General features: G+C 51.2%; 10 protein-coding genes and 1 pseudogene. 1 reads left to right on the forward strand and 10 read right to left on the reverse strand.

All coding sequences use genetic code 11. From position 1 onward, the window contains the following. Positions 1 to 4: 4 nt before the first annotated feature. From QGP82_RS07890 to QGP82_RS07935, 10 genes are all read right to left on the reverse strand, one after another. Positions 5 to 634 carry an ABC transporter ATP-binding protein gene (locus QGP82_RS07890; RefSeq protein WP_163668364.1) on the reverse strand — a complete coding sequence of 210 codons (630 nt, stop codon included), beginning with the start codon at positions 632 to 634 and terminating at the stop codon, positions 5 to 7. Beyond that, the gene (locus QGP82_RS07895) at positions 631 to 4,095 is read right to left on the reverse strand and encodes a DUF6908 domain-containing protein (protein ID WP_499058225.1); all 3,465 of its coding nucleotides are present in this window, start codon (positions 4,093 to 4,095) and stop codon (positions 631 to 633) included. The genes QGP82_RS07890 and QGP82_RS07895 overlap by 4 nt, the downstream gene beginning before the upstream one ends. Before the next feature lie 87 nt (positions 4,096 to 4,182). Further along, the gene (locus tag QGP82_RS07900; protein ID WP_499058228.1) at positions 4,183 to 8,127 is read right to left on the reverse strand and encodes a strawberry notch C-terminal domain-containing protein; all 3,945 of its coding nucleotides are present in this window, start codon (positions 8,125 to 8,127) and stop codon (positions 4,183 to 4,185) included. A 3-nt stretch (positions 8,128 to 8,130) separates the two neighbouring features. After that, positions 8,131 to 9,390: a hypothetical protein gene (locus QGP82_RS07905; protein WP_499058229.1), complete on the reverse strand. Its 1,260-nt coding sequence runs from the start codon at positions 9,388 to 9,390 to the stop codon at positions 8,131 to 8,133. Positions 9,391 to 9,398: 8 nt separating this feature from the next. Further along, entirely contained in the window at positions 9,399 to 10,853 is a 1,455-nt protein-coding gene (locus QGP82_RS07910) for a hypothetical protein (RefSeq protein ID WP_499058231.1), read from the reverse strand. Between the two features lie 24 nt (positions 10,854 to 10,877). Then, entirely contained in the window at positions 10,878 to 12,644 is a 1,767-nt protein-coding gene (locus QGP82_RS07915; RefSeq protein ID WP_499058233.1) for a type IV secretory system conjugative DNA transfer family protein, read from the reverse strand. A gap of 4 nt (positions 12,645 to 12,648) precedes the next feature. Next, on the reverse strand, positions 12,649 to 13,224 hold the full coding sequence (locus QGP82_RS07920; RefSeq protein ID WP_499058235.1) for a hypothetical protein: 576 nt from the start codon (positions 13,222 to 13,224) through the stop codon (positions 12,649 to 12,651). Between the two features lie 7 nt (positions 13,225 to 13,231). Next, positions 13,232 to 13,651, reverse strand: a complete 420-nt coding sequence (locus QGP82_RS07925; RefSeq protein ID WP_499058237.1) for a hypothetical protein — start codon at positions 13,649 to 13,651, stop codon at positions 13,232 to 13,234. A 106-nt stretch (positions 13,652 to 13,757) separates the two neighbouring features. Beyond that, a complete protein-coding gene (locus QGP82_RS07930) occupies positions 13,758 to 15,254 on the reverse strand; it encodes a glycoside hydrolase family 19 protein (RefSeq protein ID WP_499058239.1) in 1,497 nt (498 codons plus the stop codon). A gap of 87 nt (positions 15,255 to 15,341) precedes the next feature. Beyond that, a complete protein-coding gene (locus QGP82_RS07935; protein ID WP_499058349.1) occupies positions 15,342 to 17,021 on the reverse strand; it encodes an ISL3 family transposase in 1,680 nt (559 codons plus the stop codon). A gap of 107 nt (positions 17,022 to 17,128) precedes the next feature. Between QGP82_RS07935 and QGP82_RS07940 the strand changes: the two are divergent. After that, positions 17,129 to 17,767: pseudogene (locus tag QGP82_RS07940) on the forward strand (alpha/beta fold hydrolase); the annotation flags it as partial. Between the last annotated feature and the right edge of the window lie 357 nt (positions 17,768 to 18,124).

Here is an 18,124-nt window from a genome sequence, read left to right on the forward strand (position 1 = left end):
TCTCTCATTCCAACCCCTCAAAACACTGTTGAATCACCCCTCGGTTATGGATTCCCATCTCCCAAGCCTGCTTCCCTTCTTCTGAGGTCAACCACTGAAGTGCTGCCAATTCAGCCGAGGATAGGATCTTGGCCTGTCCCCCTTGAGATATCCGGTCCATCCCTCGCGCATAGCCATAGCCCACCCCACCCCACATCAGCAGTCCAGCGATGCCCAAGGCGGGTAAGCCAGCCATGACCCAAAACTGTTTTTCCTTTACTCGGTCAATTCGCTGGCAATGCTTAATGACCGCTTTCTCTACTACTTTTCCTAGCTCTGTTCCCAATTCTTTCGATAAGTCAAAATTCTTCTGGGCCAATATGCCCCGCAGCTGCTCTTTGAGGTCCTGGGTTAAGGCCCCAAAGCTTTCAACCTCGTTTTTGACCTGGTCCTGAAATACCGTGGGTACTCTGGCTAACTCGGCTAGGTTTTGTAGGTTGGCCGCATAAATGGAGCTAATCACCGCCGCAATGGGGTCTGTGACCCGTACCCCATACTCTGCCAAGATTTGGGTGACAGCATGCTTAGCTTCTGCTCCATACTGCTTGAGAACAGAATCCAAGGACTTGGGAGCATTTTGAGTGGATATCGTCATCGGCTTACCTCATGGGATGGACTATGAGAATGCTGCGCCCGTAGCTGTTCTTGCTGAGCCTGGGCACCCAGGGTTTCGAATCGCTGAGCGTCATTGGGTGTAATGGTGACGTGACTAAGTGTCCCCTGATCCACCTGGAGCAAGGGTTTACCGTCGTGGGTAGTAGTCACCGAAAAACTACGCCCATCCGGAGAGCCACGCAGATGATACTGATCAGTATCCATGGCCAGATGCCCATCCGCTTGGGGTTGACCCCACTGAGCTAGGATGTGTCTCGTGTGTTGCACAAACCGTTCCGATAGAGCAAAGGCCCGGTTGTCTGCAGCCATGGCGGCAGCATCTCGCTCAGTAAACTCTCGTTCTCCAAGACCCACCTGGGCAATTTGGGCCTGATGCTCTGGTCCCCGCTGCATGAATGACGCCTTGCGATACCAGTCGCGCAGGTCATCCAGGGCCGGAGCACTGAGAAGATCCTGATCTGGATTTTGGAAGGCCTCTGGTTGGTGGCAAAGCTGCTCATTCCAGTCATTGAAATCACTCTCTGGATAGAGAGTGATAGCCTCGGGTATCTGTTGCAGAACCCGCGCACTGAGATTCATCCCGGCAGCATCGTTATTGAAGGCAGTCAGTACTTCTCCACCCTGGTCAATGTGGTGCTGGAGCTGCTCGATGGGTAACGGACTGTTGCCATTGAGGGCCAGATAGAGGGTGTGGTCACTGCGCTCCATGGCCGCTAACGATAACGCCTCAATGGGAGATTCGGTGATCACAATGCGCTGGGTGTCAGCACCTGTATGAAACAGAAACCAGCCTTCTGCTTTAGAAGACCCTTTGGTAATGTGTTTGTAGTCGTTACCCGTGCCTCGAAGGGCATAGCCAGTAATGGCTCCAGCCCTGAGTGTGTTGGAGGCTTCCCCGATAAGACTATCCTGACGCAGCTGCTGCATCGTGAACACTGCATTGCTGCGCTCATCGGCAAAGACAATGCCCTGTTGGAAAGCTTGATTGACGATATCCGCTGGAATCCGTCGGTCCTGGGTGAGGTAGGTATGAACCTGACTCCAGTTGGTTGAAGCCGTTTTCGGAATGACTAGTGGTTCGACCGTAGGCTGCTGAGTCGCTTTCAGGATGGCCTGGGCTTCTTGAAAAGATGGAACAGGCACCATGGATTCTCCCGTGAGCCATTCCACGGCTTGCTTAAAGTCCCAGTCCTCATTGACGTGGAGCACTAAGTCAATGGCTCCACTGCCGCCTTTATGGGCATGCCAATCATTAAAAAGACCTTTGTTGGCAGAGATCGAAATGGCATGACTGCCAAAGTGCCATTTGGATTTGTCGGAGGTGTAGCGTTCTAGGCCAAGTGAGATCGCGACCTGTTCTAAATCCATGGCCCGTGCTTGGGTAATTAATGCCTCACGCTCCTGTTGGACTATTTCCCGCTGAGCATTAACACTCAAGGGTTTTAGTGGGTGCATTTCTCGGGGCTCTAAATTTGGGGGCGAGATCACATGTTCAGTCTCTAGTTCTGTCGGTTCAGGATTGCCCCAACTCGGATCACTTCCCTTGGCATCCAGGGAGTAGTCTCCAATGCCTGGCGAATCATCCAGTAGGGACGGCTGAATCTCTTCAGGTTCAGGAGAGTCCGGTGTGACTTCTGCTTGAGGAGATTCTGATATAACTTCTTCTTCTTCTTTAGTAGGAGATTCTAGGGATATCTCTTCGGGTTCAAGCCCTGGTTCCTCTTCATGAGTAATGGTCGCCTGGTCCAGCTGTGCCCGTGCCGCTTCGCCAAAGCCTTGAGCACGAATATTCATCGCAAACATTTTTGCAAAAGTTCGGTCACCGCCGTCATACACACGATGCTCTCCCCCTCGAAATGCATCCTGGGTAGCCGTCTGGTCCAGCTGGAGAATGCCATCGTGCAAGATGTTAAACACCATTTCCCCATCATGGACGAGGTCCCCATTTATATCGATGTAATGGGTGAGATACAGTTGATAGTGGTCATCGGCTAATTTGTGAGCTTCAACCACCAGCGGAATGTAGGGCTCATTGTGAATCTTGAGGTGAAAGTCTTCGCCTTCGACGACTTTTTCCGCCAGGTCTGCCTCATAGAGAAATTTAGAGATAAACTTCTCCGCCATTCTCGATTGGTATTTGCTATGGGCAACTCGTTGGATCGGTGGGGTATTGTCTGACTTCTGAGGTTCTTCGACGGTAGTTTCTAAAGCAGGTTTAGGTGCAGAAGTCTCCTCAACTAGTAACCCTTTGTCCACTGACACCCCCGCTTCAGACTCAGAAGGTATAATCTCATCTCCCTTAGCGAACAGTGCTTCTAACGACTCAATATCCTGCGGTGTGGGTTCATCTACATAGGGCACTACATTGCCCTCAATAAACTCATCTTCTACTTCCAATACTTGACCATCGGGAGCCACTTCCAGTTCTGGAATCTTCACGCCCATTTGTTCTCGGGCGTCTGGTAAATATCGTGGATCCACACAGGCAATAGGATTAATGGTGATGATAGTGTTCAGTGTACGCTCTGCATTTTCAGGCGGCACCAACGCCCGCATCGTGTCCCTACGGGAGATAAAGTCCTTACCAATCCGGTCAATCAACAGCGAATTGAGATAGTATTTTCCTCCCGTTTCCTTGGCTCTAGGCGCTTCTAAAATCAACCCTTCTCCACTGCCATGGAGCCGTATAGACAAATTCCCATCTAAGGTTTTTAGCCCACCCCGTCCTTCAGTCACTTCCGTTAAAAACCGATGGACCTGCTGGGCTGTTTCAAACACCACCGGTTCATTACGGAGCTTGTCGGCAATATCAAAAGACTTGGGTAGTAATAGCCCCTGACGAATGCGACTCTTGTGATCGGTAAAGTTGAGCAATTTCCCTTCCGGATAGCGATCGCACGCCTTTACCAAATTCCCGGTCAATACCTGTCGCTGCTGCCGCACATCCTGCTGCTGCACATCAAACAGTTCGTAAATGGACTTTCCGGTCCACATATCCTGCTCGACGGGCTCCATAGTCAGGGCTTCTTTGACGGTCTTGCCCTTGCGCTGGGTGCTATTGAGGGCGGATAGAGGAATGGCCATGGATTTGACATCGCCATTGCTGAGGGCCACCCGTAGATGCCAGGAGCTAGGGACGGATGGTGCACTTCCGCGATCGCAATGGTCTACGCCGGTAATCACCCCATAAAACGTATCGGCAGTGGTCTGATTCTGCTGCCGCGTAATACGCACAGAAGTACCCACCGAAAAATCCTTGAGCTGTTTGGTGACAAAGGCCAGCTGCGCGTCCAGTTTTTGAGTCAGCTTGTCGATCTTCTCCTGGGCCGGTGCCTCGGCTCCTTCAGGGAGTCCTTCCAACTGCTGTCGCTTGAGCACTTCCAGACTGGCCAGTTTTCCGTTTTTGTAATGTTGGGTACTGGCGGTGACCGATTGAATCATGGTCTCCGCCCGTTCATGGCCCTGGTCCTTGAGACGGTTCCAATGGACTTCAGCAACCTGCTGATTGAGTGGCTGTTCTAAAAACTCTCAGACCTGGTTAGCCACCTGCACCTGTGTGAGTGGTTTACTCAGAGACTTGGCGTCAATGACTTCGAGATAAACCGGTCCACTAAATTCAGTTTGAAACTTAGTGTCTGCAGGTACCACTTCCATCCGGGCAATGGTGCGGGCATCCAAATCCAGCTGGTCGGCCTGGAGAAGACTTTCTCCCATGGCTTCCTTTTGAGCCACCAGGTCGGCATAGCCCGTCTCAATGAGCTGGTAGGTCCGCTCCTGTTCGGCTACCGGCAACAGCGGTAAACGTCCCGTCACCTTGGACACTAGGTCTAAATCATTGTCATTGGCCCTGCCTAGTGGGTCATCCAGTTGCTCATTGAGTTCGGGCATTTCTTCGAGCAGCTGGGTAATCACCGTCTCGCCGTACTCATTGAAAAAGTCCACGACACCCTGAATAGAGGTGGCTGTTTCCCGGTCTGCGGTGACATTGGCATTAAGGGTAGCCATCTTACGGCTGAGGATGGCAGCGGGTCGTTTTTCGGCGGGTAAGTCTGTTGTCAGTAGTTTGTAATTGGGCAGCTCCACCTGGCCGGTGCGGTGGATGCGTCCCAGGGTTTGCATAAAGGTGTTAATGTCCCGGCTGGCCTGGGCCACAATCATTACCCGTGGCCGTTGGTCGGCAAAGGTTTCTGAGGCATGGAGAGAAATGCCAGTGGAGCCGGAGCGGTTGATAATGATGACATCCGCCTGGCCGCTGTTAAAGTTATTAACTGCTGCGATTTTGCCATTGGTGGAAATCTCTTTGGCTGAACGAGTCTTGTAGACAGCTGAGCCATCGGCGTCATAGTCAAGAACCGATTTTCGTCCCGTGACTTCAGTGGTGGTGTAGCCTGCTTGTTCCAGGCGTCCTCGGATATAGTCAATGGGGCTAATGGGAATCTGGGAGAGATCGCTATCATCAATAATGTCTCGGGCTTCCATGTAAGCGGCCATACCATCGATGCCCAGTTCCTCATCGGTCATGGGGCGGCGGTCTCTGCGTCCAGCATGGTCACTGATGGAGATATCACGGGAGCGCTCCAGATAGCGGGCCAACAGATCTGAAAAGGTAATATTGACCCGGTCTCCGGGTTTAGCATCATGGGTCTCCGCCCAGTCATCGATAAAGGCTCCCATAGTATTGTCTAAGGCGATCACCGGCTTGCGTCCGGCTTCTAGTTCTTGAATGGTGGTCTGAACTGTCGCCTCTGCCTTTTGAGCCAACAACCCCTGCTCAATGCAGTTGTGCATCAGGCTGGTAAAGTTAGTGGATTTTACGCCCACCTGGCCGATGGCATTGTCCAGGGCCATGCGTTTGGCTTCTTTTCTCAGTTCCTTGCTGAGGCGTTTCACTTCCTTGTGCTTAGCCCGATCAAACGCATTAATAGCCCGCATCGCCGCCGAAAACTGATCCGCAGTTTCTTTATCGGCAGGAACGGTGAGCGTGTCAAAGGACACCCCTTCAAAGGAACGTTCCCGGCGCATCATCTGACCGGACTTAACGTACTTGGCCGCAATCACCTGTTGGAGCGGTACGCCACCTACCCGCAGAGTGACTTCTAATGACCGATGTTTGCCCACCGCGTAGCGCAGATCGGTACTGCGGGCATAGAGGTCCATGACATCAGGCCGTTTGGAATAGGTGGCACTGCTGTAGACCACGCCGCCGCTACTGGCCAGCGTCGTATCAATCAACTCGCGCATAAATTCGGCCCGGTTGGGTGGTGCTCCATTAATCTGCCAGCCGGTCTGGGGAGACCCGCCCGCTTCGTGGCTTTCATCGCAGATAAAGATGGCTCCCCGTTCAGCCAGCGATCTTAAAAAGTGTCGCCGTAGGGGTTCTTTTTGAGCCACTGTTTGAATCTGGCTGTAGGTGGTAAACACCGCATCATAGGAGCCCAGATTGCCTAGCCCCATCAGCCGGTTCATTTCTTGTTCCTGCTGGTTATGACTGCCAGTGCGCAGCATCGCCCCCTTACCCAGGTCAATCTTGGCATTACTGTCGGTCACAAAGGGAGCAAAATCTCTTACGCCGATGGTTTCTAGGTCCCGCAGAATGTCCTTGTACAGGGCATTCTTTTGGGTGAAAAACACCACCGGTTTTCCCTGGCGAGTGCTGTAGGCCATCAGGGCTGCACACTGACAACCCTTGCCAATGCCTGTTTGGTCACCAATGACAAAGCCATTACCTTGGTTGAGATTACTAATGGCCAGCCCAATGGTGTCAATCTGTTCCGCGTAGAGCCGCTGGTGTAATTCACCAATGGAGCTGTAGCCCAGGCTGGTGCGGACAAATTCATCGATGTTGCCATGCTGTTGCTCAAAGCGAGTGAGAGCCACCTGGGCTGAATTCGCCATATTGCGCGGAATCAGGGTATCCATGGGACGACCCTGACTGCGCGGTTGATAGGGCACTTGGGTGGTGTCTTTGGGGGTGGAAACAGGTTGAGCCATGGCGGTTGCTAGGGTTTCACTGTATCGAGCCAGGTGTGGAGGGTAGTGCTGTTGTGCAGATCCAGCCCGTTGGAATAGAGGGGGCTGTCTGGGGTTAGGGGCGGTATGGTCAGGTCGGCTGTATTCAGAACTATTCTGACGATCTCGTTGCCCTGGACTAGTGTCTGTGCCCAGTCCTGACACCACTGAATCTTGCCGTCTTCGTCCTCCAGACTGTCCGGCAGGTTCGGTGGCATCTGGGTGGGGGCGGTCTGGGAGAGAAACTGACTCAGGATTTGGTGAATGTCCGTCAGACGATAGCCTTCTGTCGTCATCGCTTCCCACATCAGCCAGCTCAGACGTTCCTCCATCAGTGTCCGATAGATGCGGTCCGTCAGGTGGGTGTACTCCTGGGGGACCTTCACCGTGAGAATCTCTGGACTCTTCTGGGGCCTCCAAAGGTAGGGATAGGTGGGATAGGGGAACATCGGGTAATCTCTCCTTAAGCTGGTCAAAGGTGTTGAGAATGGGCGGGACATCTACGGCGGGCAAGGCTCGAACAAAGGGATCATCCCGCGATGACCGTCGCCCCTGAATCACAATCAGATCAATATCGGCACCGGCTCCCTGTTTGGTATAAAGGTCACCATCCAGGGTGAGATGATTGGTGACGGTGTAGTGGCGATAGAGAGTAAAAAAGAAGCCACGGGTTTCACGCTCGTTGTATTGGTTGGCGCGATACTCATCGGTGATCTGTTGAGTACGACGGTGGGGCGCAGCAATGATTAAGACCGCTCGACCGTTATCCTTGAGCGCATCAAGGGCCTTAAAGGCAATGGCATGGTCTAGCTGAGCACTCCAGGTATCACCAATGGCAAACCGTTTGCTGTGACCCGTTGTCGGATCTCGGGCACGACCAAAGGGCGGGTTGGTAATCACCACATTAGCAATGCTTTGACCAGGACTATAGTCACAGGCATCATGTTGAGTCAGCTGTGTGTATCCCTGGTGTTGAAGTTCTGTCAATCGGTCACTGTTTAGTTCGTTGCCGATGACCAGGGCTGGATTCGCCGAAATGAGTAAGGCTCCATTGCCTGCAGTGGGTTCATAGACAGTGGTGTTGGCATCAATGCCTGCCAGGGTGGCAGCAAAATAGGCAATGGGAATGGGTGTGCTGTAGGCTTGCTGGGCCATGGAGGTGGAGGTGCGCACGGCCAAACGAGGCTGATGGCTGAGTAAATCAGTCAGTCGGTCAAAGGCCTGGTGGGTAGTGATGGGTGGTGCAAGGGAATCACTGCCTGAGATTAAAATCCGAGCACTGCGGACGATAGCTTTTTCAATGGCTTCATCCACTTGTTTGTGGTCGGAGGAGAGCGGATCCAGGGACTGGTCCAACTGATCATTGGCAAACTGTCGGGCCTGCACGATGGTGGAAAACCCGTTTCCAGTCAGAAAATGGGCCTGAAACTGCTGAATGAGTGTCTGTTGGTCCGCTAAATCCATGGATTAGGCCGGTAATTGGTCTAGTTCGCCGGAGCGTAGATAGAAGACGGTTGCTTTAACAAGATTGGTAATGGTAAGAGGCACCTGGTCTTCAGTGGGTTGCCATTGCTGAAGTTGTTGCACCATCCATTGATTCCAGGTAGGACAACAAAAGACGGTTTGCATATCGACAGGCCAGGGTTGCATCCAGTCTGGAACGGTATCGTGTTCGGTTAGTTCATAGGCTTGGGCTTGAAGGAGGGCTTGAATATCGATGAGTTCTTTTCCCAACTGGGTAAAATCATCGGCGGTTTGGGCAGTGAGTAAATTCATGGGTACAGTCGACATGGAGGACACCGGAGCAAAGAACCCATCTATGGTGACCCACGCCGTGCAAATTTGCGGCGGCTGTTCTGGTAAACGACCATCCAGGTCATACCAGTGATGAGCCGGTTCGGATTGGGCTATAAGGGTGACTGTTTGTTCAGACAAAGAAGTGATTGTTGAGACAACCTCTGGCTGAATCGTCATCATCTGATCTCCCGAGAGATAGTTGATGACGTAAAGCTCATCCTCTTGGGCACGGATAATGAGACCACCAGGATAATCCGTGCCATTAACAGTGATGGATTCATTGTTAGGCACGATAAGAATGAGTTCTGTATGGGCTTGGTCATCAAGCAGGACCTGATGATTACTGGCCTGAACGGTAAGAGGTTCAGTTGTTTCCCACAGCCGTTCACCGGACATGATGTCGTAGGCACTTAAGGGAGCTGTACTGCTGATATGGGCTTGGGGAGTAACGTCACGCAGTACTGTGAGATCTGTAGACGAATCAGGTGTTTCTGGAGTCTCTACGTCAGAGTTCTCAATAGTGGGTGACGGCGGCAGTAGTGAGACCGCTTCCGAAGTCACATCAGGACTATCTGTAGGGATGTGTGGTTCCGAGAGAGCGAACTCAGTCGGTTCTTGCCCTACTGGAGCTGGTGGCTCAGGTAGTGGAAGACTTTCAGATGTGCTTGCCACTGGCACTCGTTCAGGACGATAGGTGACAAATTGCGGGGCAATTGTCTGGGGTATGGGCACAACGGCTGGTGGTGGTGGTACAACAGTCGGGAGATTATGGGGAATGGGTTTGTCTATCTGAACGGGTTGAGCTGCCTGAATCAGCGGATAATCTGATGTTAATGGTTGTGCATCAGGTTCTGTGGGTTGATTACCCAGAATGACAGGTGGTGTCAAAATGCCTGCGGCGAGGGTGTAGGAAATAAGGGTTTTGGCCATGATGGAATTTACCGTTCGAGATCTGGACTGCGGGATGGTTGTGGCATGGTTTGTTGCTGCTGTGTGGTTTGCTGCCATGCCCGGTCAAAGGTGGCCTTTTCCTGGGGTGTCATCTGGGACGAAATCTCACCTTGAGCCGTGGACGAAGCGACTACCCGATTGTCAGCCTTGTTGTAAATCACCAAGGAGCGATCCTCATGGCGAATGATGCCTTGGGATTGGGTTTCTAGCTGATTGGTATGGGCCAGGTCCAGCTGATGATGAGCAAAGGAAACGGCTTTACTGCCTTCAGGAGCCAGGTCTTCGAGATAGCGCAGCTGGGTATTGCCCGTAGGGTCAGCCATCACCTGATCTAGTCCTACTGACTGGGTGCGTGTATGGACCCGAGCAAACTGTTGGCGCTGTTCGTCGCTGAGATTGTCCTGGAGGATGTGATACTGATTGCCGTGCTTTTCAAAGCTAAAGAGCGTTTGATTGTCCTTGTCACGCACTTCGTAGCGATTGTCGTTTTGGAGAATGTCAAAGTCTTCTCCGGCGTACCGTTTAGGTGGTTTCGGTTGAATCGGTTCACCGTAGGATTCTATGAGTTCGTCCGCGATCTCAGCGGTGGGCTCCACAGAGGGGGCTTTTATCCACGGATCATCAATGACTTGACTCGGTGGTTCTTCAGAGGGCATGACCTCAGCAGGTGCTGTTTCTATCTGAGGTGCTTCAATTGTTTCAATCTGCCCTTGGGTGTCTACCAGATTGGCAAAGAACGCCGCCATCGTCTGAGAATTGTTGCTGTCTCCAGGTGCTGGAGTAGTGTCAACAGCAGGTACTGGTTCCGATTCTTCAATGGGGGCAGTCAGTTCAGCCGTGGCAATAGATATAGCCTCAGGTGGAGTGACCGTGGGTGTAATGTCATCAACAACCGGTTCTGCGGTGGGTGTAGTTACAACTGGTGAGGTTGGAACAGCTTGATCAATCTCTAAATCAGGTCCGTCGATGACGGTAAACAAGTCATCGATCGCACCATTGGTGGCTGTCGCTGCCGCTTCGGGAGTGTAGTCACCATAATCCGCTGCTAAATCGGCCAGTGCCGCTGCTTTTTCTTGTACTGCTGTACGGCCTCGCTGAAATTCAAAGACAGTCCACTCGAGATTTTTATCAACCGCTGAATAAATGCCATCGGGTGTCACTGAAAAGCGATATTGTTCTGTTTCAAAGGCAAGACTGCCATCACTCTGAAGTTCACCACAGCGTTCAGTAGTGATGGCGATAATGTCAGCGGCCTGCTGCTGAGATCGCGTGAGTTCTAACTCAGTGGGAGGTCGGGTTCTGTTTTGGAACCACTGTAGACCCCGGTCCAATGCCTGTCGTGTGAGACGAGCGGCTGTTGTCAGCATCTGACCCGTAATCGCGCCATTGGTGCGGACGGCTTCGCGTTCTTCGGCATCCAGTTGTGTGTATCCCGTTTGCATTGGACAATCTCCTATCGATGGGGCTTAAATGCGTCTGGATATGGTTTGGGGTGAGGCAGTGAGGGCATTGCCGGTTGGCATGGTGGTGTCGTTGCTGCGGGTGAGGGGTAACTTGGTCTGAAATTCCTGTTCTCGAATGGTGACCGCTTTGGGATCTTGAGGGGTATTGCCGATACCTCGTGAGATCAGGCTATTCCTGAGCTGTTCCCAGCACTGGATGCTCAGGGTTTGGGCCTTGATCTCACGGGGAGTCACCTTGATTTTGAGCTTCTGGGGAACTGAGCCTTCTTTACGGCTGCCATAGGCGGGGTTGATGTAAATGCAATGACCTTGGGGCAGTCGGTTAAACTGTTCTGGCGCAAAGAGACGACGGGTACGTTCTTGATCCGCACGAGTGATGCTGCTTTTGCCACTGCCGGTATTGCGGGACTTCGACTTGTAGCGAATCTCTTCATCGCCAAGCATCCGACTAAACATGTCAGCGGATTCCGCACTTTGGGGATTGAACATAAATTTTGAGGCGGTGCCGCCAAAGATAGCCTGGGCTAGCTCTTTTCCATAGGCTTTTTCCAACTGCGTCTGGTTTTGATAGCCGATGAGAGTACAGAGGCCATCTTCCCGATTTTCATTGAGCCACTGCACCAGATTGGGCAGATACAGCGTGGGTAACTCATCCAAGACAACTACCAGTGGATCTGTACGAGGCCGGGTAACATTGCGGGTGATCACCATGTGGAGAACAGTGGCTACCAGAGGTCCTACGACATCCCTCTTATTACGGTCCATGCCAAAGATGAGCAGTCGTTTCCCGGTCATATCCAAGGGCAGGGTGGATTCACCACAAAAGGCCGGTAACATGCCTGCTTTCATAAAGCGAGTGAAGACCAGTGCCGCTGTAGAGACAATGGAGGCGACCGTCTTTTCAGACTTGGCGGTACTTAATAGCTGACCAAAAGCCACACCAACCCAAGGATTCACCGCATTAATGCCTTTGAGCCGGTTAATGAGATCCGGATCGCTAAGGATGGTGTAGGCCGTCATCACATCGGGATGAGGTAAGGCTTTAGCCAGTAGGAGAGTGGCTTCCACCAGTTGATCGCCTGAATTGGAGAAAAATGGATCGTCCGATTGAGCGGCTGAAAGTTTGAAATTCCGATTGAGAACTTCTGCGATTTGACGGGCGGTGGCCGCATCAGTGGCATCGTGGATAAAGTCCAACGGATTACACACCTGAGATTCAGGAAAGCCGGGGGCAAAGATATTCACCTCATAGCCTGCGGCTTCGGCTAGGGCCGCTACCCGCTGGGTTTGGGCCGGATATTTGAAATCATAAAGGCACAACGGAAACCCCTGGGCAATGGCAGACCGTATCACCGGGTCAATCACACTAAAGGTTTTACCGGTACCCGATCCACCAATCACCGACATACCGCGCTGTGCATCCGGGATGTAAATCGTTTTATGGTCTCCAGAGACGTTGTATTGAGTTGGTTTCTCCTCACGGTGAACAACATTTATTTTGGGACCGTTTACCCATAGGGTGACCTTATTTTTCTCACGTCCATTAATTTGTTGTTTGGCTCGTTTTTTTGCTCGACTGCGGTCGCTCCCTTTCGCCCACCGACTGGTGGCTAGTCGTGATTTACGACCACTTCCTTGATTGCCCAGGATGACCAGTGCCAGAATGCCGACCGCACAGGCTCCCAGGATGCCAAGTTGCTGGGGCGAGAGTGAGGACAGATAGTTTGCTGCTGGTGAGGCTGGCTGTGTGGAACCAAGGGAGTCGGCCATGGGATTACTCAGGAAAGGAGGTCAGTGCTGAATTGGCCATGGAGATAACATCTGCATTGGGAGCCATTTCAATGGCAAAGAGATAACGAATGCCATCACGCTCAAAAATGACTTCGGTATTGCCTGGATTGGCATAGGAATACCAGGGCAGAACGGTTGCTTCGGAGTCATCAGCAAGCGTGACGGTTTCAATCGGGTCGGGCGAGATGTGCAGTGCTTCCGCTAGTACTTCGGTGCGCTCGGTAATCAACTCATCAAGTGAGTCTGGCTTAAAGTGAGAAGCGGTGGAACCGATGCGATAGCCTTGGACACGGGCATAGTTACAAAAGCCTGCATCGGCGCAGTTTTCTGTGAATCCATAGGCCACATAGTAGCCATCGGGACCGGTGTAAATAATCTCGGGATAGAGAGGACTCTCAATGGCCAGCACCGTCTCATCCGGTATCAGAACCGGGATTTGTGTTTCTGCTTGAATCGCCTCAACGGTGACTTCATTAGACTGAGCCAGAAGCGATGATCCCGTGAAGAGTACAACTGCACAGGCTGCCAGGATGAGGAGTGGTTTCGTGAGTAATCTCATGGTGTGCTTATTGGTTATCAATCATGGAGTTCGCGATCTCAATTAAATCCTCAGGTGCAGCCCAGCCCCCGACGTAGTAGTTAATCTCTTCAATCAAAAAAGAGAGTTCGGGTGGTTCCTCATCGGTTTCACCTGCCGGAAGAAAATAGCCGACGACTTGATTGTTGAGGGCAATTTGCTGCACAGCTGTTGATGACACTGCGTCAATTCGTTTGCTGCCGTTACCCGCTGAGATCGCAACGGTTTGAAATTCATTAATGTCAATGGAGATAAGGTAGTGAGAGGCACTGGAACTGGTCTCGACTCTAGTAAATTCAAAGGGGATTTCAGCCGGTAGTAGTGGCGCGGCCCAATCGGATAACACCTGTTGATAGGCGTTTTCTAATCCTGGTGGTGTTTCAAAGGCATGAACGGGTGACAACTGCATGATGACAATTGCGGCTGAGATTAGGAGGAATGACAGAAATTTTATGGGTCTTATGGGTTTCATGATTTCTCATTGAGATTATGTTGTTATGCCAAAGCGTTGCGTTCTAAGAAGAGGGTGAGGACGGTATCTCCTCAGTCTCCGTGACCCCTAATGGAACGACCTCGATTGAGCCGATAGCTCCTGTGGATAGATCGATTGTGTTAATCGTGCCGGAACCACCTGTAGTCTGAACCTGCAGGAATCCCCATGGATCAACAAATTGACCGTCGATTTTGACTTTGTAATCGAGATGGGCTCCTCGGGATAAGGTATCTTCTTCACCAACGGCACCAATTTGGGTGCCAGAACCTACAGGGACGTTACAATCACCCAGTCCACATCCTGTTGCCGCTTGGACGGAGCTTAATGATAAGTGATTATAGCGCTGTTCAATCTGACGACCGAGGGAATCGGTGGTCATGACAACAACCTGAACGCTGGGTTCCCCAGTCGTACGGGCATTGCCAATTTGTTTGACAGATACGAGGGTGCCCTGGGAGACCGAACTGACTGCGCCACCGGCACCGCCATTGGCCCGATAATCGAGGTCAATGCCTCCATGCCAGCCGTTTCTGTAGGCGCGATAGGCCTCAAAGCGTTGAAAGTCAGCGAGCTGGTAGGTATTTAACAACTCTTCGAGAGATGTGCCTCCAAGGGGGGATGAAACACTTCCGTTGCCTGGAGCACAGTTGGAAGCGACCGTACCATCCGCTTGTTGAACATCATTTGAATCGGTATCTTTGATGTACTCATAAATGTGTCGACCATAGCCACCAATAGTCGAGCGAAGATCGCCGTCATTGATGATGCTTCGCGCGCCATTCCAGTCAAAATTGTCGCCATAACCATAATCGTCCAGGCTGCGGGAGGTAAAAATACCATCGCGCATACCGATAACTGTGGCCGGTGCCGCCACGGCTGGATCTAACATCTGATCTGGATTCTGGTAGGTATTGGTGCCCAGAACCTGGTCGATCTTTTGGTAGTTAGCCGCCCAGGTAATTTGTACATAGCCGCGACCATAGTAACGATGACCGGTGGCACTATGGATAGCGCCATAGTCTCCTGGACCTGTACGTCGTTGCCAGCCGGATTCAAAGTCTTCAATCGGGCCACGGAATAAGGCTTCATGGCCAGTCGTCGCCAGGATATAAGCAATGTGGGCCGGATCGGTGACCCCGTGCTCTAGGGCTGCACCAATGAGTAGGGGGGCATGTTCTCTCACCCCCGCTTCATCCCAGCCTTGGCCAACAAGTTGACCATTGCGGTCATATAGCGGCACCGTGAGTAGGGCGTCAACAGCCCGGTCAACGATATCTCCTGTGACACCGCCTGCACCAGAGAAACAGGGATTTCGGCTATAGCGATTGCCATTACTCCCATAGCGAGAATTGCCGTAGTTAAAATCATCGCCGGATAACTTAATATCAGGGGGTGTTACCGGAAAGATTGCTTTCTCTTTGATTCTGCCAATGGGAATCCCTTTGGGGGTGGGAAAGACATAGGGTGTGCAGGTTTTTACAAAAAAGATTGTCTTACAGGTACGAAATGAAATCGACACCTGGACCGTGCAAAATCACACTAACTTCGGGCTCATGGCAACTTTTGGTGATCGCACTACCCTCACTTAAACCATCGCCTTAAGAGACTATGTATTGGTTAAGATCAGTCGTTTGGCCAATAGGTTTAGCCCAGCGCGACCAAACATTTGTCGTTTCAGCATTTTTAATCGATTGTTTTGACCTTCCACCGGTCCATTACTGACGTCTAAGGTCATGCCTGCCTTGACCGCCTCATAATCGTCTTCTATGCCTTTAGCGAAACTCTGAAATGCTTTTACTGTGCTATTTTTAGCCTTCTCTAGCCAGCTATCTAGCTGCTTGGGAAGCCGCTGTCGGACAAGGTCTATAAATCCCTGAGTGAGCCGGATCATTCCCGATAGTTCAGATCGTTGAGTGAGGCATTCCAACAGCGTTTTTTGCTTGTCTGTCAACGTGTCTGGTCGCTGGAGCACTAACCAAGCCGCACGCCTGGCACTTAATGGTTTCTGGGACTTGATGGTCACCTTTGGGGCCGGACCTCGACCGGGCAGGTCCTTTAAAGAGTCGGGATGGGGGAGTGGTTGAGACTGAGCTGACCGTAGCGTATGGGTATAGCGGGCCACGGTTTTATAGGTCCCTGAATACCCCTGTTGTTGAATCTCCTTAAAGAGCTGTTTAGTGTGCTGACGTCCCTGGCTCCATTGATCGATGAGATAGGGTTTGTAGGGATCTAAGATGCTCTTGCATTGTCGGCTGGACGACTGCCATTCTGGAAATGTCTCGTGAGACAGGTAGGTATACACGGTACGCTTCCCCATTCCTAGATGGTAGGCAATGTCTTTGATTTTGTATCCTTGTTGTCGTAAGCTGTGGACCTGTTCATAGTTGTCTAATCGTTCAGCTCGCTTTTGGGCCGTTTTCCGTTGTTGTGCTGTTTGAGGTTGGGGAACTGAGCCTTCTGATATCGACACGTCAGAGGCAAGAACACCCTCAGATTGAAGCTGTTCTTGCTCAACCTGTTTGAGAAGTTTCGAGTGACTTTTCAGTGCCTTTTCTAAAGTCTCTTCAAGATTGTGTAATAGGTGAAAGCGATCTGCGACCTGAATGGCATTAGGAGCCCCCTGGGTCATTCCACGTTTGTACGTCTTGGACCGGTCTCGTGACAAGATTTCGATGCCTGGGTGGTCTTCTAGCCAGGTTGCCAAGGTTTCTGCTGTTCGGTCAGGTAATAGGGCAATGGGATGGTTCGTTTCGAGATCCACCAAGATAGTCCCATAATGATGACCTCTACGGAAGGCAAAATCATCCACACCCAGAATCTTGGGGGTGACCACCTCGGGTAGCGGTAAGCTAGAGAGAAGCCGCAGAAAGGTATTTCGACTATAGCCATACCCCACTTGATAACTTAATCGAGCGGTCGCTGACCCGCCCAATTCCAGGCCCATGGCGATGAGATGGTTTGTGTAGCGAGCCGTGCGTCTCGCCCAAGGGGCGACCAGGCTGGGTAATCGCTCGGTAAAGATGCGTCGCGGACAGGTGTCATTGAGACAGAAAAACTTACAGACCTCTAATAAGAGAGTGAGGCTGAACTGAACCAAGGGTAAATCTCTAAGGGTTCGCTGATAGCGACTATGCACTCGCCCAGTGGGCGCTTGGCATAATGGACAATGTGCAATCACCTGAGTGGATTCTACGGTGATAACGAATTGGTGAGTTGCCGTCTCTAACTCCCAGTGTTTCAATGCCAAGGCTGATGAGTCAGGGAGTAGATGCTGGAGGAAGTTCATGATGGGATGCACATAAAGGCTAATCCCATCTACGCCTTGCCAGCCAATTTGGATCACCAAAAGTTGCCATGAGCCCGAAGTTAGTGTGATTTTGCAATCGCGGTGTTGGACAAACGGATGCTCCTAATGAAGATTACTCAACCGAAATGATGGCGGATGATACTGTTGCCTTATTAAGGTTTTTGAATGTGGATAACGCTCATATTTTGGGTTTTTCAATGGGCGGCATGATTGCCCAGATCATTGCGCTTAAATATCCAGAATTAGTGAAAAGTTTGCTACTCAATACAACCGCCGCTCAATTTCCCGCCAAAGCAAAACATTTAGTTCAGAACTGGCTGAGAATGTTGAACGAAAATGTATCGTTAGAAACCCGCATAAGAGAAGGCTTCTTGTGGGTTTATACAGACACATTTTTTGAACATGATGAAACGGTGACGGCTTCAGTCAATCGTGCGATCAATCATCCTTATCCGCTATCCACTTATGGTTTTACCGGACAAGTTGCTGCGTTGATGAAGCATGACACGAGATCGCGAATTAGCCAAATCTCAGCTCCGACTCTGGTTTTGATTGGTGGAGATGATATCTTCATCCCTATAGAGTGTTCAGAAGAACTTGCTAGCAGGATCCCAAAAGCTGAGTTAGTAGTATTAGAGCGTGGCGGACATAACTGTTGGATGGAATTTCCTGATCTATTCAATCAAGCTGTAATACAGTTTTTAGACAGGGTGACATCGATGTGAGTATCGAAACGGCGCAGTTGTCCTAGCAGTCAAACAACCGCGCTGGTGTTGGATTAGCAACGGTATTTGAATAGCAACCTCCAAGTTCATGCGAAACGTTCTCTAAAGAAAGAGCCCATAGTTTTGTAACACAGCCTTTGCCGATATTCATATCGAAAAAGTTGCTCTCAAATTTGGTATTGAGGGTAAAACTAGCGAACCTGGGGGGTATGCTGTCACTCCACCAATTGGAGAGAGAGACTTTCACCCTCATCGAGATATCAGTTGTCAAGATTCTCTCCTTGTTTTCCATCCTCCAGACAGAGCTGGTTTCGGAAAACGTCTCACACAACGATCTTGAACAGGACTGCCAAATCC

This window comes from Leptothoe sp. LEGE 181152, from assembly GCF_032906605.1.
In the GTDB taxonomy this organism is placed as follows: domain Bacteria; phylum Cyanobacteriota; class Cyanobacteriia; order Phormidesmidales; family Phormidesmidaceae; genus Leptothoe; species Leptothoe turfae.